This window comes from Streptomyces sp. B21-083 (assembly GCF_036898825.1).
Classification (GTDB): Bacteria; Actinomycetota; Actinomycetes; order Streptomycetales; family Streptomycetaceae; genus Streptomyces.
In genome coordinates this window covers 4982894-5003436 of sequence record NZ_JARUND010000001.1, presented here as the reverse complement: position 1 = coordinate 5003436, position 20543 = coordinate 4982894, and the positions used below count along the sequence as shown (strand labels likewise).

General features: G+C 67.7%; 18 protein-coding genes and 1 tRNA gene. 7 read left to right on the top strand and 12 right to left on the bottom strand.

Going from position 1 to position 20543, the window contains the following annotated elements:
- Complete coding sequence (locus tag QA861_RS22525) at positions 1-1365, bottom strand: hypothetical protein (protein WP_443041527.1); 1365 nt, start codon at positions 1363-1365, stop codon at positions 1-3.
- Positions 1366-1653: 288 nt separating this feature from the next.
- Complete coding sequence (locus tag QA861_RS22520) at positions 1654-1782, bottom strand: DLW-39 family protein (RefSeq protein WP_003999697.1); 129 nt, start codon at positions 1780-1782, stop codon at positions 1654-1656.
- 349 nt (positions 1783-2131) lie between these two features.
- Here QA861_RS22520 and QA861_RS22515 point away from each other — a divergent pair, with 349 nt between their 5' ends.
- Both QA861_RS22515 and QA861_RS22510 read left to right on the top strand, forming a co-directional pair.
- Positions 2132-2473, top strand: coding sequence for a DUF6344 domain-containing protein (locus QA861_RS22515; RefSeq protein WP_334590096.1), 342 nt, complete (start codon positions 2132-2134; stop codon positions 2471-2473).
- A gap of 300 nt (positions 2474-2773) precedes the next feature.
- The gene (locus QA861_RS22510) at positions 2774-3244 is read left to right on the top strand and encodes an SPW repeat protein (protein ID WP_334590095.1); all 471 of its coding nucleotides are present in this window, start codon (positions 2774-2776) and stop codon (positions 3242-3244) included.
- A 201-nt stretch (positions 3245-3445) separates the two neighbouring features.
- Here the strand turns inward: QA861_RS22510 and QA861_RS22505 are convergent, their stop codons facing one another.
- The 10 genes from QA861_RS22505 to dnaA all read right to left on the bottom strand — a co-directional run bounded on the left by QA861_RS22505 (position 3446) and on the right by dnaA (position 17431).
- Entirely contained in the window at positions 3446-3781 is a 336-nt protein-coding gene (locus QA861_RS22505) for an SH3 domain-containing protein (protein ID WP_334590094.1), read from the bottom strand.
- A 659-nt stretch (positions 3782-4440) separates the two neighbouring features.
- A tRNA-Ile gene (locus QA861_RS22500) sits at positions 4441-4517 on the bottom strand.
- Between the two features lie 132 nt (positions 4518-4649).
- Complete coding sequence (locus tag QA861_RS22495) at positions 4650-5570, bottom strand: DUF3566 domain-containing protein (protein ID WP_334590093.1); 921 nt, start codon at positions 5568-5570, stop codon at positions 4650-4652.
- An 18-nt stretch (positions 5571-5588) separates the two neighbouring features.
- Positions 5589-8195 (bottom strand): DNA gyrase subunit A, encoded by a 2607-nt coding sequence (gene gyrA / locus QA861_RS22490; protein WP_334590092.1) that lies wholly within the window; start codon positions 8193-8195, stop codon positions 5589-5591.
- Positions 8196-8237: 42 nt separating this feature from the next.
- Complete coding sequence (gene gyrB / locus QA861_RS22485; RefSeq protein WP_334590091.1) at positions 8238-10301, bottom strand: DNA topoisomerase (ATP-hydrolyzing) subunit B; 2064 nt, start codon at positions 10299-10301, stop codon at positions 8238-8240.
- A 396-nt stretch (positions 10302-10697) separates the two neighbouring features.
- Positions 10698-11261 carry a DciA family protein gene (locus tag QA861_RS22480; RefSeq protein WP_334590090.1) on the bottom strand — a complete coding sequence of 188 codons (564 nt, stop codon included), beginning with the start codon at positions 11259-11261 and terminating at the stop codon, positions 10698-10700.
- Positions 11258-12379 carry a DNA replication/repair protein RecF gene (recF, locus tag QA861_RS22475; protein WP_334590089.1) on the bottom strand — a complete coding sequence of 374 codons (1122 nt, stop codon included), beginning with the start codon at positions 12377-12379 and terminating at the stop codon, positions 11258-11260. The genes QA861_RS22480 and recF overlap by 4 nt, the downstream gene beginning before the upstream one ends.
- A gap of 51 nt (positions 12380-12430) precedes the next feature.
- Positions 12431-13306, bottom strand: a complete 876-nt coding sequence (gene gnd / locus QA861_RS22470; RefSeq protein WP_334590088.1) for a phosphogluconate dehydrogenase (NAD(+)-dependent, decarboxylating) — start codon at positions 13304-13306, stop codon at positions 12431-12433.
- Between the two features lie 192 nt (positions 13307-13498).
- Positions 13499-14629, bottom strand: coding sequence for a DNA polymerase III subunit beta (gene dnaN, locus QA861_RS22465; RefSeq protein WP_334590660.1), 1131 nt, complete (start codon positions 14627-14629; stop codon positions 13499-13501).
- Positions 14630-15562: 933 nt separating this feature from the next.
- The gene (dnaA, locus tag QA861_RS22460) at positions 15563-17431 is read right to left on the bottom strand and encodes a chromosomal replication initiator protein DnaA (RefSeq protein ID WP_334590087.1); all 1869 of its coding nucleotides are present in this window, start codon (positions 17429-17431) and stop codon (positions 15563-15565) included.
- A gap of 386 nt (positions 17432-17817) precedes the next feature.
- Between dnaA and rpmH the strand changes: the two genes are divergently transcribed.
- From rpmH to QA861_RS22435, 5 genes are read left to right on the top strand one after another with little or no spacing between them, the layout of a single operon-like run.
- Complete coding sequence (gene rpmH / locus QA861_RS22455; protein WP_006381191.1) at positions 17818-17955, top strand: 50S ribosomal protein L34; 138 nt, start codon at positions 17818-17820, stop codon at positions 17953-17955.
- A 21-nt stretch (positions 17956-17976) separates the two neighbouring features.
- Positions 17977-18348, top strand: coding sequence for a ribonuclease P protein component (rnpA, locus tag QA861_RS22450; protein WP_189150480.1), 372 nt, complete (start codon positions 17977-17979; stop codon positions 18346-18348).
- Complete coding sequence (gene yidD, locus QA861_RS22445) at positions 18345-18698, top strand: membrane protein insertion efficiency factor YidD (protein ID WP_334590086.1); 354 nt, start codon at positions 18345-18347, stop codon at positions 18696-18698. Before rnpA ends, yidD begins: the two co-directional genes overlap by 4 nt.
- Before the next feature lie 3 nt (positions 18699-18701).
- A complete protein-coding gene (gene yidC / locus QA861_RS22440) occupies positions 18702-19985 on the top strand; it encodes a membrane protein insertase YidC (RefSeq protein ID WP_334590085.1) in 1284 nt (427 codons plus the stop codon).
- A 15-nt stretch (positions 19986-20000) separates the two neighbouring features.
- Positions 20001-20516, top strand: a complete 516-nt coding sequence (locus tag QA861_RS22435) for a Jag family protein (protein WP_006381195.1) — start codon at positions 20001-20003, stop codon at positions 20514-20516.
- Positions 20517-20543: the final 27 nt, after the last annotated feature.

The window sequence follows — 20543 nt, the reverse complement described above, 5'->3', positions numbered from 1 at the left end:
CTAGGCGTGGCGGGCGCGCCGCCGAGCGATCATCGTCCACAGCCCGAGACCGAGCACCAGCAGGCTCCCCGCCCCGATGCCGCTGACCGCGACCACCCGCATCGCGGCGTCGCCGCCCCGCGCGGAGGTCGCGTCCGCCTTTTCGGTGCCGGTGTCCCCTGTCACCGCGCCGGACGACCACCCGGCCGCTGCCTCCCGGTCCTGTTCCGTGACCGCGAAGGTGTCCCGGGGCACGGACTGCCCCAGATAGCCGGGAGCGTCCTGCGTGGTACCCGTCACCTGGACCCGCAAGGTCAGCCCGTACGGGCCGGCGCCGAATTGTTCCGTCATCCGCTCGGCGAGATGGACGACGAGGTAGTACGAGCCGGCGAACCGCATCCCGCTCGTCCGGTCGCCCAGACCGAAGCGGTTGGTGTAGGCGACGGGTGGCAGCGGAGCGAGGCCTGCCGAACTCTGGCGGCCGTCGTAGAGGAGGCTCTCGTCGTCGACGTACCCGCGCGCGGGATTGTAGAGCGACATGACGAGCGCGCTGCTGACGTACCGTGTGGCGCCGCCGGAACCACTGCTGGAGCTGCCCAGTTCGGCAACCGCGTGGAGTTGCTGTCCCCAGTCGACCGGCACCCGGTAGAAGCGCGTCTGCCCGGGCCTGATGTCGTCCTGCCAGACTCCCTCCCCCATGGGGGAGGCCGTGGCGAAGCCGGCGCCGCCCTCGCGGCGGACCGCGTCACCGGGGAGCGGGTCGGGGGAGGCGGAGTCCCAGCCGTCGGGAGACTCGGGGGCGGTCGTCGCAGCCTTGTTCACGAGGCCCGGCTCGGACGTGTATGTCAGCTCAAGGTCCCAGTCGTCCGACGACGAGCCCGCCGAGTCGATGCGGTCCACGACCAGGTAGTACGTACCGGCCGTCTGACAGGCCGTCGTCTCGCCGTCGGTCACGCGGGACGCCCAGGCGGCGACCGGATGCGGGCTGCGGGAAGCACCGAAGCGGGTGCTGTCGTAGGAGCAGGAACGGGCGTCGGCGTCCTGCACGGCCACCTTGACGCCGTCGGAGGAGGAAACCGTCGTGCCCGTACGGGGGACAGCGGTGGCGGAGACGTAGGCGTTGGACGTGGCGTCGAGTGCGAGGCGGAAGTAGAGCCTTCCGTTGACCGGGAGGGTGCTGCGGTAGGTCCCGCCGGGTTCCAGCCTCACGGCGTCCGTGGTGCTCGCGGCCCCTTCGACACTCTGCGCGCCCTCGGCGAAGTCGTACGTGTACGCGTCCTGCGCGGCGACCGCCTCGGAGCCGGCCCCCGGACCCGCGCCCATTCCCGCCACCGCGCACAGCACTGCCGCCACGACAGCGCCCCGCACTGTGCGCCGCCCCATCACGCGCCACCCCTCGTCATGCCCGGCCGCTGCCCGAACCGTCCGCCACCCCTGCCGCACCCGGGCACCGTCTGTGCCCGGACCGTCGCCCATCCTGCCCCGTAGGTCGTCCCGCCACCCTCGCAATCCGTACGATCGCTCGAAACAACCCGCCACAAGGCACCATGATTTGCTCAAGCAAGTATTTCATTCACGACAGCGAACTACCCGCCGACCCTGAGCATCATCCGGACAACACAAAACCCCGACCGCGTCGGCGGCCGGGGTCTGTTCACAGACTGCTGTCGATACTCACGAACCCGTGGGCACGGAGTCGGTCGCCTCCGTCCACAGATCCTGCTCGGCGCGATCCGCCTGGATCTGGCGGTACACGAGGAGCCCGCCGATGGCGGCCAGTGCGACCAGGAGAAGCTTCTTCACCGTGCGACCTCGTCTTTCCTTGACGTAGGGGACCTCTGGCGCCCGACTATACCCTCCGGCCGAGACCGATCGGTGACCTACGCCGGCCCCCAACTCCCGCCCGGCACGCAGCAGTAGAAGCGGACGACACCACTCCGATCGAAGGGTGATCACATCTCCACGGACCGTGACTTTTTGCCCCGCTCCACTTCCTTCGCTCCATAATTCTTCACTTATCCGTGCGTTTGCGTCTATTCGGGTGGTGTTCATCTGAAGATCGACGCGCCACGGTCGCAGGTCCACCACTTCGCGACCTCCATACACATGATGAGGAAAGTACGCAAATCGCCCAACCTGAAAGTGAGGGGCCATGGCTCAGAACAAGGTCATGAAGTTGTGGACCGTCGTCGTCACCGCCTTCCTGGCACTGTGCACGACGCTCGGACTGATCACGACGACCGCCACCGCGGCGGTAGCCGAGAGCCACCCGGTACGCAACTGCACCGCACCCGCGGTGGTACCCCCCACAGCCGCCTGGGCCTGGTCCTACGCCCGGTCCCTGCCCCCCACGATGAAGCAGCGCATCCGAGCCGAGGCCCACGGTTCCTCCCCGAGCTGTCGCCACCGCTCACCCGCGGACACGGACGCGGAGACGGAAGCGGGCCCGGAAACCGCCACGGACGCCGACACGGCGGCACAGCCGCAATCCTGACCCCGCGCGCGCGACTCCCCTCGCGTGATCCCCCTCGTGTGATCCCCCTCCCCCTGTAGCGGCGAACTTGCGTACAAAGCCTCACGGAGGCGCACCAGGACGAACGAAGACCCCCGGCCACCACTGGTCGGGGGTCATCGCTGTGGGGCCGAACCGCTCTGCGGCCCCAGGCGCCGATGATGCCGAGTGTGTCCCGCCGGTCCACCCTGCCCAACATCTTCGGTCCACGACGGTTACACCGCGCCTCACCGGGCACTCGCTTCACGAAGCGCACATCACGGGCAAATCGGAGGTATCGGAATGACGACACAGCCCCGGTCTGACATGGCAACGCATCCTGACATCCTCGCGATGCGAAATCGGCACGAGATGGCCGAGCATGTCGCGACCTCTCCGGGGGCACAGGCCGTGGAGGCCCTGGCCCTGATCACCGGCCTCTACCTGGCGGCCTCGCCGTGGATCGCTGGTTTCAACGGGTTTTCCACCCTGACGGTCAACAATCTGATCGTCGGCATCGCCTACGCCGTGATCATGAGCGGTGGCTTCGGCCGGGCGTACGAGCGGTCACACAGCATGGCGTGGGCCGCCTGCGCGCTCAGCGCGTGGACGATCATCGCGCCGTGGGTGGTGGCAGGCGACGTCAGCACCACCAGGACCATCGTCAACAACATCATCGTCGGCGTGATCGGGCTCCTGCTGGCCCTCATGGCCGCAGCGGCCGCCCGCCCGGTGGACCGGTCGTCCGGCGACCACTCGACCACGCGCAGGTGATCGCCCTTGGGCTGCGGCCCACCGAACTGCTGGAAGATCAGCTCATCGCCTGGTCTCAGCCGTGAATGCAATGCCGAAGGCCTCCAGGTATACCTGCCTGGAGGCCTTTGTGCCGACGGGTTGACAGGATCCCTGCCTCAACCGATCGTTCGCTCGGTCCTGTCTTGGTTATCGCTGTTCGCGCCCGTTGGTGTCAGGCACCTAGTACTTCAGGTAGCTATCGGCGACCCAGCCCCACTTGCCCTTGTTGGCACCGGAGAGCACTTTGCCGTAGTCCCAGGTCTGTGACTTGTAAGTCGAGCAGTACTGCTCGAACTTCGTGCTCGTGGCCAGGGAACCCTTGGCTGTGTAGCTCGTACCTGGGCCGCTACGGAGGTTCACGGTCGTCGTCGCCTTCAGCGTCTGCGGCACGGGAAGGATCAGGTCCTTCGGGCAGGCTGAAGGAAGGGTGACCGCGGAGGCGGTGGCCGGAAGTCCCATCACCAGAGTGCTCGCCATCGCCGCAGCGCCGAGCAGCGCCGCCAGTTCCTTACGCATACGTTCCCCGTTCTCAGTTCAGCTTGGACGAGTGATCATATTAAGGCTGGCGGCTTTGCTGCGGGTCTACCAGGAACGTGACGTCACACGCGGCCTGCGTTCCTGGTGTTCGTTCTCGGGCTCCGCCGCAGCGAGGTACTGGGCTCCTGCGTCGGCAAGACATCGACTTCGAGAACCGGCAGTTCACACCGGTCGAGCAGGTGCAGCGGGAGAAGGGCGTGGGCCTGATCCTCAAGGACCTGAAAACGGAGTCCCCAACGGCCGCTGCCACTCCCGGAGTTCTGCGGCCTTGCCCTGAAGAGCGGCGGGAACCGCAAGAGTTGGAGCGCAAGATCGTCAGTGACACCCGGGAGCAAGCCCCGGACCACGACGTGATCTTCTCCTCGGAGCGCGGCGGGCTGACAGACCCTGTCGACTTCTCCCGAGCCTTCGACGCGCTCGTGCAGCGGGCCGGCGTGCGGCGGATCAAGTTCGGCTCGCCCGGCACACGTGCGGGGCCCTGCTCGCCTTCCTCAAGGTGCCCCACGGTGGCTCAGACGATCCTTCCCAACGGGAAGCAACCGAGATGCTCACCGAGCTGCCGGACGATCAAATCATCGGCTGATGTCAGCCGTAGATGCCAAAGGCCCCCAAGCGTGATTGCCTGGGGGCCTTTGTGCTGGTGGGGCTAACAGGATTTGAACCTGTGGCCTCATCCTTATCAGGGATGCGCTCTAACCAACTGAGCTATAGCCCCGCCGCGCTCTGCGGTGTATGTCCCGCGCGCTGACCCCTGAAGATTAGCGCACGACGCGGCCAGTCCCAAAATCGATAGTCGGGCGACGTTTGGGACCGCACCTCACCCGCGCCTCACCTGCGCTTCACCGGCTCACTCGTCCTCGGCGAGCGTCAGCTCGATGCCGCCGACGAAGCCGGCGGAGAGGTTGTAGATGAACGCGCCGAGGGTCGCCAGCGCCGTCGCGAGGACGACGTCGATGACGGCGATGACCGACGTGAACATGAGGACGTGCGGCAGCGACAGGAAGGACTGGAGGTCGAAGCCGTTCGACTCGTTCGACCCCGTGGCCTCCGAGATCGTGCCGCCGACCGTCGAGAAGACGCCCATCGCGTCCATGACCATCCACAGGACCACCGCCGCCACGATCGTGCAGATGCCCAGCGCGATCGACAGCAGGAAGCTGACCTTCATCACCGACCACGGGTCGGCCTTGGACACGCGCAGACGTGCCTTGCGCGTGCGGGGCAGGGTGGTCGCCCCCGTACGCGGGCGCCGTACGGCCCCTGCCTGGGCGTTGCGGGCCTGAGCCTGAGCCGGGGCCTGCACCGGGGCCGCGGGGCCCCCTGCGGCGGCCGACGGGTAGGCCTGCGGCGGGTGGTAGGGCCCCGCAGGCTGCTGCGGCTGCCGCTCACCGGGCAACGGCGACTGCTGCGGCGGCGCTGGGGCGCGCTGCGCGGCGGACTCCGCCACCGGCATGGCACCCGGGGCTCCCTGGGCGGCCGCGCCGCCACCGGCCCCGTACTGCTGGGTCTGCGGACCTCTGGCGTCCGTCACGGTTCCCCCCTGGGATCCCTGAGATCCATGCGTGTCGGGCGAGCGCTTGCCGCCCGTGCGCGGCTTGATGGCCTGCAGGTTGGTCGTGTGCGGATCTGTCGCACTGTGCGCGTCCCTCGCACCCTGCTGTCCATCAGTCGCACGCGCGGCGGAGCCACGACCGCCGCCGTCTTTGTCCGTACCGGTCGAGGGACCGGACGAACTGCCGGACGAACCGGCGCCCGTGGCTCCGCTCACGTTGACTCACTCCTCGCGCTACTCCGACGAGGACTGATCGCCCTCGTCCGTGCCGATGGTCACGGCACCCTCGGCCGGCTCGTCGACGGCGTCCTCGCCGTCGACCTCCTCGGCCTCACGTCCCGCTTCGGCGTTTCGTGCGATACCGACGACGGCATCGCGCTTGCCCAGGTTGATCAGTTGGACGCCCATGGTGTCACGGCCCGTCTCCCTGACCTCATTGACTCGCGTACGAATCACACCGCCCGAGAGCGTGATGGCGAGGATCTCGTCGGTCTCCTCGACCACCAGCGCACCGACGAGGGAACCGCGGTCCTCGACGATCTTGGCGGCCTTGATACCGAGGCCGCCGCGCCCCTGGACGCGGTACTCGTCGACTGCGGTCCGCTTCGCGTACCCGCCGTCGGTAGCAGTGAACACGAACGTACCGGGTCGAACAACATTCATCGAGAGCAGCTGGTCTCCCTCACGGAAGCTCATGCCCTTGACACCCGACGTGGCGCGGCCCATCGGACGCAACGCGTCGTCCGTCGCCGTGAACCTGATCGACTGTGCCTTCCTGCTGATCAACAGCAGATCGTCCTCTGCCGAGACGAGTTCGGCTCCGATCAGTTCATCGTCGGAACCGTCCTCCGTCTCACGGAGGTTGATCGCGATCACACCGCCCGAACGCGGCGAATCGTAATCCTTCAGAGGCGTCTTCTTCACCAGACCACCCTTGGTGGCCAGCACGAGGTAGGGCGCCGCCTCGTAGTCGCGGATCGCGAGGATCTCCGCGATCGCCTCGTCCGGCTGGAAGGCCAGCAGGTTGGCGACGTGCTGGCCGCGCGCGTCCCGCCCGGCGTCGGGCAGCTCGTACGCCTTGGCGCGGTAGACACGGCCCTTGTTGGTGAAGAACAGCAGCCAATGGTGCGTGGTCGACACGAAGAAGTGGTCGACGATGTCGTCTTCCTTGAGCTTCGTGCCACGTACGCCCTTGCCGCCGCGCTTCTGCGAGCGGTAGTCCTCGGTCTTGGTGCGCTTGACGTAGCCACCGCGCGAGATGGTGACGACGATGTCCTCTTCGGCGATCAGGTCCTCGATGGACATGTCACCGTCGAACGGCACCAGCTTGGAACGCCGGTCGTCGCCGAACTTCTCGACGATCGCGGCGAGTTCCTCGCTGATGATGCCGCGCTGACGCACCGGCGAGGCGAGGATCGCGTTGTACTCACGGATCTTGGCCTGAAGTTCGTCGTGCTCGGCGACGATCTTCTGGCGCTCCAGAGCCGCCAGTCGGCGCAGCTGCATCTCCAGGATGGCGTTGGCCTGGATCTCGTCGATCTCCAGGAGGCCCATCAGGCCCTCGCGCGCGATCTCGACGGTGTCGCTGCGCCGGATCAGCGCGATGACCTCGTCGATGGCGTCCAGGGCCTTCAGGAGGCCACGCAGGATGTGCGCCCGCTCCTCGGCCTTGCGCAGCCGGAACTTCGTACGGCGGACGATGACCTCGATCTGGTGCGTCACCCAGTGCCGGATGAACGCGTCCAGGGAGAGGGTGCGCGGCACGCCGTCGACGAGCGCCAGCATGTTGGCGCCGAAGTTCGTCTGCAGGTCGGTGTGCTTGTAGAGGTTGTTCAGGACGACCTTGGCGACCGCGTCCCGCTTCAGGACGATGACCAGGCGCTGGCCCGTACGGGACGACGTCTCGTCGCGGACGTCCGCGATGCCGCCGACCTTGCCGTCCTTCACGAGGTCGGCGATCTTCTGCGCGAGGTTGTCCGGGTTGACCTGGTAGGGGAGTTCGGTGACCACCAGGCACTGGCGGTTCTGGATCTCCTCGACGTCGACGACCGCGCGCATCGTGATCGAACCACGGCCGGTGCGGTACGCCTCCTCGATGCCCTTTCGGCCCACCACAAGGGCACCACTGGGGAAGTCGGGGCCCTTGATGCGCTCGATCAGGGCGTCGAGCAGTTCCTCGTGGGAGGCCTCGGGGTTCTCCAGGTACCACTGGGCGCCGGCCGCGACCTCGCGGAGGTTGTGCGGCGGGATGTTGGTCGCCATACCGACCGCGATGCCCGCCGAACCGTTGATCAGCAGGTTCGGGAAGCGGGCCGGCAGAACCGTCGGCTCCTGGTTACGGCCGTCGTAGTTGTCCGTGAAGTCGACGGTGTCCTCGTCGATGTCGCGGACCATCTCCATGGACAGCGGCTTCAGCTTGCACTCGGTGTACCGCATGGCGGCGGCCGGGTCGTTGCCCGGGGAACCGAAGTTGCCGTTGGAGTCCACCAGCGGCATCCGCATCGACCACGGCTGCGCGAGGCGGACCAGCGCGTCGTAGATCGAGGAGTCGCCGTGCGGGTGGTAGGTGCCCATGACGTCGCCGACGACGCGGGCGCACTTGTAGAAGCCCTTCTCGGGCCGGTAGCCGCCGTCGTACATGGCGTACAGGACGCGGCGGTGGACGGGCTTGAGACCGTCCCGTACGTCGGGCAGCGCACGCGACACGATGACGGACATCGCGTAGTCGAGGTACGAGCGCTGCATCTCGGTCTCGAGCCCGACGGGCTCGACACGCAGGGTGGTCTCGCCCTCTTCGGGAGCGCTCGCAGCCGTGGGGGGGAGAGGTGTCTCGTCGGTCATTGCTGGTGAAGATCCTTTCTGACGCGGTCAGCTGAGACCGACTCAGATGTCGAGGAAGCGGACGTCCTTGGCGTTGCGCTGGATGAACGCGCGGCGTGCCTCGACGTCCTCGCCCATCAGGACCGAGAACAGGTCGTCGGCCTGCGCGGCGTCGTCGAGCGTGACCTGACCGAGGACCCGGTGCTCCTGGTCCATCGTCGTGACGCGCAGTTCCTCGGCGTTCATCTCGCCGAGGCCCTTGAAGCGCTGGATCGAGTCCTCACGGACCCGCTTGCCGTTCTGCCGGCCCAGCTCGATCAGCGCGTCGCGCTCGCGGTCCGAGTACGCGTACTCGAAGTCGTCACGGCCCCACTTGATCTTGTACAGCGGGGGACGGGACAGGAACACGTGTCCGGCCTCGACCAGCGGGCGCATGAAGCGGAACAGGAAGGTCAGCAGCAGCGTGTTGATGTGCTGGCCGTCGACGTCGGCGTCCGCCATCAGGATGATCTTGTGATAGCGCAGCCTCGCGATGTCGAAGTCCTCGTGGACTCCGGTACCGAAGGCCGAGATCAGCGCCTGGATCTCCTGGTTCTGCAGGATCTTGTCGATCCGCGCCTTCTCGACGTTGAGGATCTTGCCCCGGATCGGGAGGATCGCCTGGTACTGCGGGTTCCGGCCGGACTTGGCCGAACCACCGGCGGAGTCACCCTCGACGATGAAGATCTCGCACTTGATGGGGTCGTTCGACTGGCAGTCGGACAGCTTGCCCGGCAGGGACGCGGTCTCCAGCAGACCTTTGCGACGGGTGAGGTCGCGGGCCTTGCGGGCCGCCACGCGCGCGGTCGCGGCCTGCATGCCCTTGCGGATGATGTCCGAGGCCTCGACCGGGTTGCGGTCCAGCCAGTCGTTGAGGTGCTCGTAGACCGCCTTCTGCACGAAGGTCTTCGCCTCGGTGTTTCCGAGCTTGGTCTTGGTCTGCCCCTCGAACTGGGGCTCGGCCAGCTTCACCGAGATGATCGCGGTCAGACCCTCGCGGATGTCGTCACCCGTGAGGTTGTCGTCCTTCTCGCGGAGCAGCTTCTTGTCGCGCGCGTACTTGTTGATCAGCGAGGTCAGCGCGGCCCGGAAGCCCTCCTCGTGCGTACCGCCCTCATGCGTGTGGATGATGTTGGCGAAGGAGTACACACCTTCGGTGTAACCACTGTTCCACTGCATGGCGACCTCGAGGGACAGGCTCTTGTCCTTGTCCTCCGCCTCCAGGTCGATGACGGTCGGGTGCACCGCCTCCCCCTTGCGGGAGTTGAGGTACGTCACGTAGTCGACGATGCCGCCCTCGTAGTGGTACGAGACGGTCCTGACCTCGTCCTTCTCGTCGGCGCCCGCCTCGTCCGCCCCGATCGTGGCCTTGGCCACCTCACGCTCGTCCGTGAGGTTGATCGTCAGACCCTTGTTGAGGAACGCCATCTCCTGGAAGCGCCTCGACAGCGTCTCGAAGGAGTACTCGGTGGTCTCGAAGATGTCGCCGTCGGCCCAGAAGGTGACCGACGTGCCGTGCTCCGTCGTCGCCTCGTGCTGGGCCAGCGGGGCCGTCGGGACGCCCAGCTTGTAGTCCTGCGTCCAGCGGTAGCCGTCGGTCCTGACCTCCACCGCGACCCTGCTGGACAGGGCGTTCACGACGGAGACACCGACGCCGTGCAGACCGCCGGAGACCGCGTAGCCGCCGCCGCCGAACTTGCCGCCCGCGTGCAGCACGGTCAGCACGACCTCGATGGCCGGCTTGCCCTCCGACGGGACGATGCCCACCGGGATGCCTCGGCCGTTGTCGATGACGCGCACACCGCCGTCGGCGAGGATCGTCACGTCGATGGTGTCCGCGTGACCGGCCAGCGCCTCGTCGACGGAGTTGTCCACGACCTCCTGCACCAGGTGGTGCAGGCCACGCTCACCGGTCGAACCGATGTACATGCCGGGTCGCTTGCGGACCGCGTCCAGACCCTCGAGGACGGTGATGGCGCTGGCGTCGTACGAGGCGGTGACCTCGCCGTTCGAGGATTTCGCCCCGGCCGTGGCGCCGGCGTCGTCGGTGGACGGGATGTTCTCGTTGGGGTTGCCGGAATCGGCCACGAAGCGCCCTTTCTGGCACAGCACAAGCCGACTACCGGCCTGTGGGCCGAAGCGGCTGCGGCGTGATGCGTTGGTAAGCCTTAGTCAGCGGTGCACACCATTTCCCGGTGGTCCCCTCCAATGGGGCGGGATTAGCTTCCAGTCTACCGGTAGCGCCGACAGTGATGGGGGTTTGCCGGTACCTGAGTCCGCATGTGCCGCCCTCAACCGGTCTCTCCCGAGTCCCCATATGCGGAGCGGGGCTCCAAGAGGCTTGGGGAGGCACTCAGCGCTTCCGGGTGTCAACCCTTGGCTACCGGCAAGTCACGTAGGGATTCACCTGCGCGCACACCGACCTCCGCCCGCCCCCGCCACGGCTGCCATGTGACACACCTCACCCCCGAGAGGGGGCAGGGCTCACCCGTAGGTGTCCCCCGGACCGGTGCTCCCGGGAGCCCGCAGCGGGCCGTAACGGCGTGCCGGACCACCCGGGCCGAGCACCTTGATCAGCCGCACCCTGCCGTGCCCGAGGTCCTCGTTCAGCCGTGCGACCAGCTGCGGCGCGAGCAGCCGCACGTTCGTCGCCCACGCCGTCGAGTCACAGCGCACGGTCAGCACCCGCTCGTCCTCGTCGTACGACTCCGGCTCGCAGTGCTTGGCCAGGTCCTCGCCGACGATCTCCGGCCAGCGGCCCATCACCCCGCCCACCGCGGCCGGCGCCTCCCACCCGCGCTCCGTCACCAGCCGGTTGATCGCCGCACCGAGCGCCATCGGGTCGCGGCCGTCACGACCCGAGCCGGAACGCAGACCGCCTCCGCGCCGCGCCTGCTTCTTCTGCTGGGCAGCGTCCCCACGCGCGCGTGCCGCCTCTTTCGCCGCCCTGAGCGCCACCCGCGCGAGATCCACCCCGGAAGGCTCAGGGGTGGATCTGGGGGATTCCTCCGGGCTCTCCCCGAACGACACGGACCGGTCGGCCGTCATACGCGCTCCACCGCCCCGTCCGACACCGAGTACCGCCTCCCCGTCAGTACGTGCGGTACGTCGTCGTCGACCGCGGCCGTCACCAGCACCTGCTCACCGGGCGCCACCAGTTCCGCCAGCCGCTCCCGGCGCCGGGTGTCCAGCTCCGCGAACACGTCGTCGAGGACGAGCACCGGCTCGTTCCCCTCGGCCCGCAGCAGGTCGTACGAGGCCAGCCGCAACGCCAGCGCGTACGACCAGGACTCACCGTGGGACGCGTACCCCTTCGCGGGCAGTTCACCGAGCTTGAGATGCAGATCGTCCCGGTGCGGGCCCACGAGCGTGACACCCCGCTCGATCTCCTGCTTGCGCACCTCGGCCAGGGCCCCCATCAGCTGCTCGTACAGCTCCTCTCGCGCGCGTGCCTCACCCGGCGCCGACGGCTTGTACTCCAGGGCCAGCGGACCACCGCCGGGCGCCAGTTGCTCGTAGGCCTTGTCGGCCAGCGGCTGGACCGCGGCGATCAGGTCGAGCCGCTGGGCCAGCAACTCGGCTCCCACGCGCGCGAGATGCTGGTCCCACACGTCGAGCGTCGAGAGGTCCATCGTGCGACCGCCGTGGCGCCGGGCCAGCGCCGCCGACTTGAGGAGCGTGTTGCGCTGCTTGAGGACCCGGTCGTAGTCGGACCGCACACCCGCCATACGCGGGGAGCGCAGGGTGATCAGCTCGTCGAGGAACCGCCGCCGCTCACCCGGGTCGCCCTTCACCAGGGCGAGATCCTCGGGCGCGAACAGCACCGTCCGTACTATCCCCAGTACGTCACGAGGTCTGACCTGCGACGACCTGTTGATGCGGGCGCGGTTCGCCCGGCCCGGGTTCAGCTCCAGCTCGACCAGCTGCTGCCGCTCGCCCTGTTTGACCTGCGCCCGGATGATCGCCCGGTCGGCGCCCATGCGGACCAGGGGCGCGTCCGAGGAGACCCGGTGGCTGCCCAGTGTGGCGAGATAGCCGACCGCCTCGACGAGGTTGGTCTTGCCCTGCCCGTTGGGGCCCACGAACGCGGTGACGCCCGGTTCGAGCGGGACCTCGACCTGGGCGTACGAGCGGAAGTCGGCCAGCGACAGATGCGTGACGTGCATGGTCGTCGCCGACCTCCCCCGTACTTGTGGACCGCTGAGCGGCCCTGTGGACTACTTCGACTCGACCGCGTGGCCGCCGAACTGGTTGCGCAGCGCCGCGATCATCTTCATCTGCGGGGAGTCGTCCTGCCGCGACGCGAACCGCGCGAACAGTGACGCGGTGATCGCGGGCAGCGGAACGGCGTGGTCGATGGCGGCCTCCACGGTCCAGCGGCCCTCACCGGAGTCCGCGGCGAACCCGCGCAGCCTGTCCAGGTGCTCGTCCTCTTCGAGGGCGTTGACCGCCAGGTCGAGGAGCCAGGAGCGGATGACCGTGCCGTCCTGCCAGGACCGGAAGACCTCCCGTACGTCCGTGACGGAGTCGACCTTCTCCAGGAGTTCCCAGCCCTCGGCGTAGGCCTGCATCATGGCGTACTCGATGCCGTTGTGGACCATCTTCGAGAAGTGCCCGGCGCCCACCTTGCCCGCGTGGACGGCGCCGAAGTCACCCTTGGGCTTGAGGGCCTCGAAGACCGGCTGCACCTTGGCGATGTGCTCGGCGTCGCCGCCGTACATCAGCGCGTAGCCGTTCTCCAGGCCCCAGACGCCGCCGGAGACACCGCAGTCGACGAAACCGATGCCCTTGGCCGCCAGCTCCTCGGCGTGCTTCTCGTCGTCCGTCCAGCGCGAGTTGCCGCCGTCCACCACGACGTCACCGGGCTCCAGGAACTCGGCGAGTTCGTCGACGGTGGACTGGGTCGGGGCGCCGGCCGGGACCATCACCCACACCACACGCGGGGCGCTGAGCCCGTCCACAAGCTCCTTGAGGCTGTGGACATCGGCGACGTCCGGGTTGCGGTCGTATCCGATGACGGTGAGACCTGCGCGGCGGATCCGCTCGCGCATGTTGCCGCCCATCTTGCCGAGGCCGACGAGACCGAGCTCCATCAGTTGTTCCTTAGGTTGCGACGTGGCATGAGGGCACTCCTGTTGCTCGTACCCACGTCCGAGCCTAGACCCGGACGCTCATGCACACCTGTGGGCATACGCGCTCAAACGTATGCCCCCACCTGCGGTGTTTCCGGCGGAGGCGCTCAGCCGTTCGAAAAGCAGCTGGCGCCACCAGGCGGCTCACATCGCTCAGCCGCTGAGGCGGACCGGCATGATCAGATACTTGTACGCCTCGTCCGCCTCGGCGTCCAGGGCCGGCTTGCCGCTGAGCAGCGCGGGCTTCGTGGACGTCGTGAAGGACAGCTGGGCCACCGGGGAGTCGATCGCGCTCAGGCCGTCCAGCAGGAACGTCGGGTTGAAGGCGATCGACACGTCGTCGCCCTCCAACTGGGCGTCGACCCGCTCCACAGCCTGTGCGTCGTCGCTGGACCCGGCCTCCAGGATGAGCACACCCTGCTCGAAGCTGAGTCGCACCGGGGTGTTCCGCTCGGCCACCAGGGCCACACGCTTGACGGCCTCCACGAAGGGGGCGGTCTCGATCACGGCGATGGAGTTGAACTCCGTCGGGAACAGCGAGCGGTACTTCGGGAGGTCGCCCTCCAGCAGCCGCGTCGTCGTGCGACGGCCGGCGCCCTCGAAGCCGATGAGGCCCTCGCCCGCGCCCGAGCCGGACAGCGCCAGGATGACGCTGTCGCCGCTCGTGAGCGCCTTGGCGGTGTCCAGGAGCGTCTTCGCGGGCACCAGGGCCACCGCGGACGCGTCCGGGTCCTCCGGCTTCCACAGGAACTCGCGGACCGCGAAGCGGTAGCGGTCGGTGGACGCCAGCGTCACCGTGTCGCCCTCGATCTCGATACGCACACCGGTGAGGACGGGCAGCGTGTCGTCACGGCCGGCCGCGATGGCCACCTGCGCGGCGGCGGAGGCGAACACCTCACCGGGCACCGTGCCGGTCGCGGTCGGCATCTGCGGCAGGGCCGGGTACTCCTCCACAGGCAGTGTGTGGAGGGTGAAGCGGGAGGAGCCGCACACCACCGTGGCCCGTACACCGTCTGTGGAAATCTCCACCGGGCGGTTGGGAAGGGCGCGGCAGATGTCGGCGAGGAGCCGGCCGGACACCAGGACGGTGCCCACCTCCTCGACCTCGGCCTCCACCGACACCCGCGCGGAGACCTCGTAGTCGAAGCTCGACAGGCTCAGCTGGCCTTCCTCGGCCTTCAGCAGGAGGCCGGCGAGGACAGGGGCCGGCGGACGGGCCGGGAGGCTGCGCGCCGCCCAGGCAACTGCCTCCGCGAGTACGTCGCGTTCCACCCGGATCTTCACTGTTGCCGCCTCCTGCTGTTGCCGGCGCTTCTCGGCCTGCCTGGCTTCGTCGTCTGTCTCGGTGTCGTCGGTCCCTGTGCTGGGAAGGACGCCAGGAACAGTCTGACGCACAGCACTGACAGTAGGTGCCTGTCGGGTCAAGTCGTGACGAGGGGCAGCCGGGCTCCCGACAGCAAGTTGTGCACAGGACCCACTTCGAAACGGATTCCGAGCTCTCAATAGTTGTCAGTAGTAGTAGGGGCTGTGGATACCGTGGATAACCCCGTTTTCGCAGCTCAGGCCGCAAATTTTATCCACTGACCCTGTGGGTGGAGGCGGTGGATAACTCACCTCTTCTGTGGAGAACAGAAAGTTCTGCACACTCCATGCACAGGCGGGGGGTACTTCTCCCCAGGAGCGTCCCCAGCTTTACCCACGTTTCCCACAGCCCAACCAAGCGCCTCGGTGTGACGCCTTTCACTCGACGTGGTGAGGAGGCACGTCCTGTTGCCGAACAGTGGACAGAGGTGTGGAGAAGCCGGTGATCGCTGGGGACAACCGGCCGCAGCCTGTGGGCCACCGGTGGACAACTCCGTGCACAGCCTGTGGATCATTTTTTTATCCACAGGCTGTGGAGATCTTTTGTCCACCGATCCACAACCACCTGACCTGGTCTGATGATCTATCACCAGCCTCGCCTGTGGACACAGTCTGGACAACTTCGCGGTCCCCAGGGTGTGGACGCGAAAAAGTCACCGAATCTGTGGAGGGCGGCCGTAACCTGGCCCGCATTCGAACAGTGGGTTGCGGCGAGGCAACGCCCGACGGGCGCCGGAACCCACAAGGAACCGGCAAGGGACCCGGCTGCATCCGCACAGGAGGCCGCCGGAGAACGGCGAAAGGCGCCCTCGGGACCTTGTCCCGGGGCGCCTCAGTGCCGTGGCCGTGCTGCTGTCAGCCGTTCTTGATGCGGTTGGTCAGCTCGGTGACCTGGTTGTAGATGGAGCGCCGCTCGGCCATCAGAGCGCGGATCTTGCGGTCGGCGTGCATCACGGTCGTGTGGTCGCGGCCGCCGAACTGCGCCCCGATCTTCGGCAGCGAGAGGTCGGTCAGCTCGCGGCACACGTACATGGCGATCTGCCGGGCCGTGACCAGCTGGCGCCCGCGTGAACTGCCGCACAGGTCCTCGACCGTGATGCCGAAGTAGTCGGCGGTTGCTCCCATGATCGCCGGCGCGGTGATCTCCGGGGTCGAGTCCTCGCCGCCCGGGATCAGGTCCTTGAGGACGATCTCCGTGAGGCCGAGGTCCACCGGCTGCCGGTTGAGCGACGCGAACGCCGTCACCCGGATCAGGGCGCCCTCCAGCTCGCGGATGTTGCGCGAGATGCGGGAGGCGATGAACTCCAGGACCTCCGGCGGGGCGTTGAGCTGCTCCTGGACCGCCTTCTTACGGAGGATGGCGATACGCGTCTCCAGCTCGGGCGGCTGGACGTCGGTGATCAGCCCCCACTCGAAACGGTTCCGCAGCCGGTCCTCCAGCGTGACGAGCTGCTTCGGCGGACGGTCGCTGGACAGCACGATCTGCTTGTTGGCGTTGTGGAGCGTGTTGAAGGTGTGGAAGAACTCCTCCTGCGTCGACTCCTTGTCCGCGAGGAACTGGATGTCGTCGACCAGCAGGATGTCCATCTCGCGGTAGCGCTTGCGGAAGCTGTCACCCTTGCCGTCGCGGATGGAGTTGATGAACTCGTTGGTGAACTCCTCCGAGCTCACATATCGCACACGCGTGCCGGGATAGAGGCTGCGCGCGTAGTGCCCGATCGCGTGCAGCAGGTGCGTCTTGCCGAGTCCGGACTCCCCATAGATGAAGAGGGGGTTGTACGCCTTCGCGGGTGCCTCGGCGACAGCGACGGCGGCCGCGTGGGCGAAACGGTTCGACGCCCCGATGACGAACGTGTCGAACAGGTACTTGGGGTTCAGACGTGCGGTGGGTTCGCCGGGACCCGGTGCCGGGGCCTGTCGCGAGGCCGGTGAACCGGGGGCGCCGCCACCGGGACGCACAGCGCCCCCGGGCCCTCCGGGTCCGCCCCGGTTCGCGTGACCGATCGACGAGGACTCCGACAGGTCGCGGCGGCCGTCGCGGCCCTCGTACTCCGAGCGCTGCTGTCCGTAGTCGGAACGCTGCTGTTCGTACTCGGAGCGCTGTTGCTCGTACGGCGAGCGGTCGCGCGGCGGCTGCGGGTGGTAGTCGGAGGACGGTGACGCGTACGGGTCACGCTCCGGGAAGCCGAGCCGGGGCTGCTGCCAGCCGTAGTCATCCTGGGTCGGCCGCGGCCAGGCGCCGGGCTCGGGGCGCTGGTACTCGGACGGGTAGGCGGGTCGGGCGGTCGGGAGCTGGTCCGCGTGGGAGGGCTGCTGGCCGTCGCGCGTCTGGGAGTGGTCGTCCGCGCGGTGGCGGCCATATCCCTGGTAGGGGTCGCGGGCCGAGGGGTGTTCGGGGTCCTCGTAGCGCGACTGCGGTGGGGCGGGCGAGGGCGGGGAGGGCTCGCCGACGGAGTCGTCCACGGTGATCGCGATGCGGATCGGCCGGCCGCACTCGCGGCTGAGCGTCTCGCTGACGATCGGCGCGAGGCGGCCTTCGAGCACGCCTTTCGCAAACTCGTTCGGTACGGCGAGGAGTGCGGTGTCCGCGACCAGGGCCAGCGGCTCACAGCGCCTGATCCAGCGCTCGTCCTTCACCTCGACGCCCTGTCCACGGCCCTCACCGAGGAGATGTTCCAGCACTCGTGGCCACACTGCGGCAAGATCGGCAGGTACGTCAGCCACAGGGCACGCTCTCTCACGGGTCCCACGAACGTGTGGTTCTGGGACGTATCGGGATGTACATCGGGTGGGACGGGCGATAGGGAGTCCGGCCACGGTAGTCAGGGCGACGGGTGCGGTTCAAGTTGTTGTCCCCAGGCTGTGGATAGTGTCTCGCCCCGGGTGCTGGTTTGACCGGATGGCGTAGCCCCGCGTACCGTGACCAGGTCGAGTTGTCGATGGCTGCTGCCGCCTGCCTCCGATGGGCATAGATCACGTGGAGTGCTCCCACCAGGGCATCCTTCAGTGATCGGGAGCGGTGCAATCGGGCGTAAGCGAGCTACTCGTGGGCGCACGGTGACAGCCAAGACGGCACCCCGGTACCTACCGATTCTTTCTGGAGCCCCCGAGTGAGCAAGCGCACCTTCCAGCCGAACAACCGTCGCCGCGCGAAGACCCACGGCTTCCGCCTGCGGATGCGTACCCGTGCCGGTCGCGCGATTCTCGCGAACCGCCGTGGCAAGGGTCGCGCGAGTCTGTCCGCCTGATCCTGATCAGGTCATGACGTCGTGCTGCCTACCGAGCATCGGCTGAGGCGGCGCGAGGAATTCGCGACCGCGGTACGACGGGGTCGCCGGGCCGGCCGCCCGCTCCTCGTCGTCCATCTTCGTAGCGGTACCACGGACCCGCACGCGCCTGGGGAGAGCGCTCCCCCGACGCGTGCGGGTTTCGTCGTCAGCAAGGCAGTCGGCGGCGCGGTCGTCCGCAACAAGGTGAAGCGCAGGCTTCGCCATCTGATGCGCGACCGAGTCGCCGAGCTGCCCCCCGGTAGCCTGGTAGTCGTACGAGCGTTGCCCGGTGCGGGCGATGCCGACCATGCACAGCTGGCCCGAGACCTGGACGCCGCTCTGCAGCGGCTGCTGGGAGGGGGCGCGCGATGAAGTACCCGCTGCTGGCTCTGATCAAGCTGTACCAGTGGACGATCAGTCCGCTGCTCGGCCCGGTGTGCAAGTACTACCCGTCGTGTTCCCACTACGGCCATACGGCCATCGACCGGCACGGTGCGGTCAAGGGGACGGCACTCACCGCCTGGCGCATCCTGCGGTGCAACCCGTGGTCGCTCGGCGGCGTGGACCATGTCCCGCCGCGCAAGCGTCCGCGGTGGCACGAAATGCTGCGCAACGCCTGGCACGCACGCAAGGGCGGGACCTCCGCCGCCGGCGCGGCCATCGAGGGACAGAATTCCTCGAGTCCGGCCGCCGAGACCCCGTCCCATGTCCAAGGAGCATGATTAGTGGACACGATTGCCAGCATTTTCAGCTTCATCACGACACCCGTTTCCTGGGTCATCGTCCAGTTCCACAAGGTGTACGGCGCGATCTTCGGCCCCGACACCGGCTGGGCCTGGGGCTTGTCCATCGTGTCCCTGGTGATCCTGATCCGTATCTGCCTGATCCCGCTCTTCGTGAAGCAGATCAAGTCGACTCGGGCCATGCAGACACTGCAGCCCGAGATGAAGAAGATCCAGGAGCGCTACAAGAACGACAAGCAGCGTCAGTCCGAAGAGATGATGAAGCTGTACAAGGAGACGGGCACCAACCCGCTCTCCTCGTGCCTTCCCATCCTGGCGCAGTCGCCGTTCTTCTTCGCCCTGTATCACGTGCTCAACGGCATCGCGACGGGCGACACCATCGGTGTCATCAACGATTCGCTGCTGGCCAGCGCCCGTAAGGCGCACATCTTCGGTGCCCCGCTCGCCGCGAAGTTCAAGGACGGCTCCAGCGTCGTCGATGCTCTGGGCGCCACGGTCACCGATGTACGCGTCGTCACGGCGATCATGATCGTCCTGATGTCGGCGTCGCAGTTCTACACGCAGCGCCAGCTGATGACGAAGAACGTCGACACCACGGTGAAGACGCCGTTCATGCAGCAGCAGAAGATGCTGATGTACGTCTTCCCGGTCATGTTCGCCTTCTTCGGCATCAACTTCCCGGTAGGTGTCCTCGTCTACTGGCTGACCACGAACGTGTGGACCATGGGTCAGCAGATGTACGTCATCCGCAACAACCCGACCCCGGGAAGCAAGGCGCAGGCCGCGTATCTGGAGCGCCTCCACAAGCACGTCACACACCACGGCAAGACCCGCAGCCGCGGTGAGCGCGCCATCGTGAAGGCCATCGTCACCAAGGGCCGCGACCGCAACGAGTTCGAGCGCAAGTTCATCAACGGTCTCACCAAGGCGGGCCTGGCGGCCCAGCCCGACGGCACGGTGACGACGGGCGTGACCGCCGAGGTCGCCGAGACCGAGGACGGTACGCCCACCAGCGCCGCCGCCAAGCGCCAGCAGCCCAAGCGTCAGAGCAAGTCTCAGCGTCAGTCGGGCGCCAAGCCCGCGGGCGGTGCCGAGCCGGACACCTCCCCGACGTCGCTGATCAAGTCCGACGAGCCGCAGGACGCCAAGCCGGCCGGAGGGGCCGCCAAGCAGGCAGCCTCCAAGCCAGGGTCCGGTGCCCGCAGCAAGGCCCAGTCCGGACAGCGCAAGGGTCCGCAGCGCCCCAAGTCCCCGTCCAAGAAGTAAGAAGGAGTCCATCCCGTGACGGAAGGCACCACCACCTCCGCCGCAGCCGAGGGTGTCGACACCCTTTCTCGCCTGGAGCAGGAGGGTGAGATCGCGGCGGACTACCTCGAGGGTCTGCTGGACATCGCCGACCTCGACGGCGACATCGACATGGACGTCGAGGCCGACCGCGCCGCTGTCTCGATCATCAGCGACGCGGGTGGCCGCGACCTGCAGAAGCTGGTCGGCCGGGACGGCGAGGTGCTGGAGGCACTCCAGGAGCTCACGCGCCTGGCCGTGCACCGGGAGACCGGGGACCGCAGCCGGCTGATGCTCGACATCGCGGGCTACCGCGCCAAGAAGCGTGAGGAGCTCTCGGAGCTGGGCGCCAAGGCCGCGGCCGAGGTCAAGAGCTCCGGCGAGCCCGTCAAGATGAAGCCGATGACCCCGTTCGAGCGCAAGGTCGTGCACGACGCGGTGAAGGCCGCCGGTCTGCGCAGCGAGTCCGAGGGCGAGGAGCCGCAGCGCTTCGTCGTCGTCCTTCCCGCCTGATCGGTACGTACGACTCTCCGGCCCCGT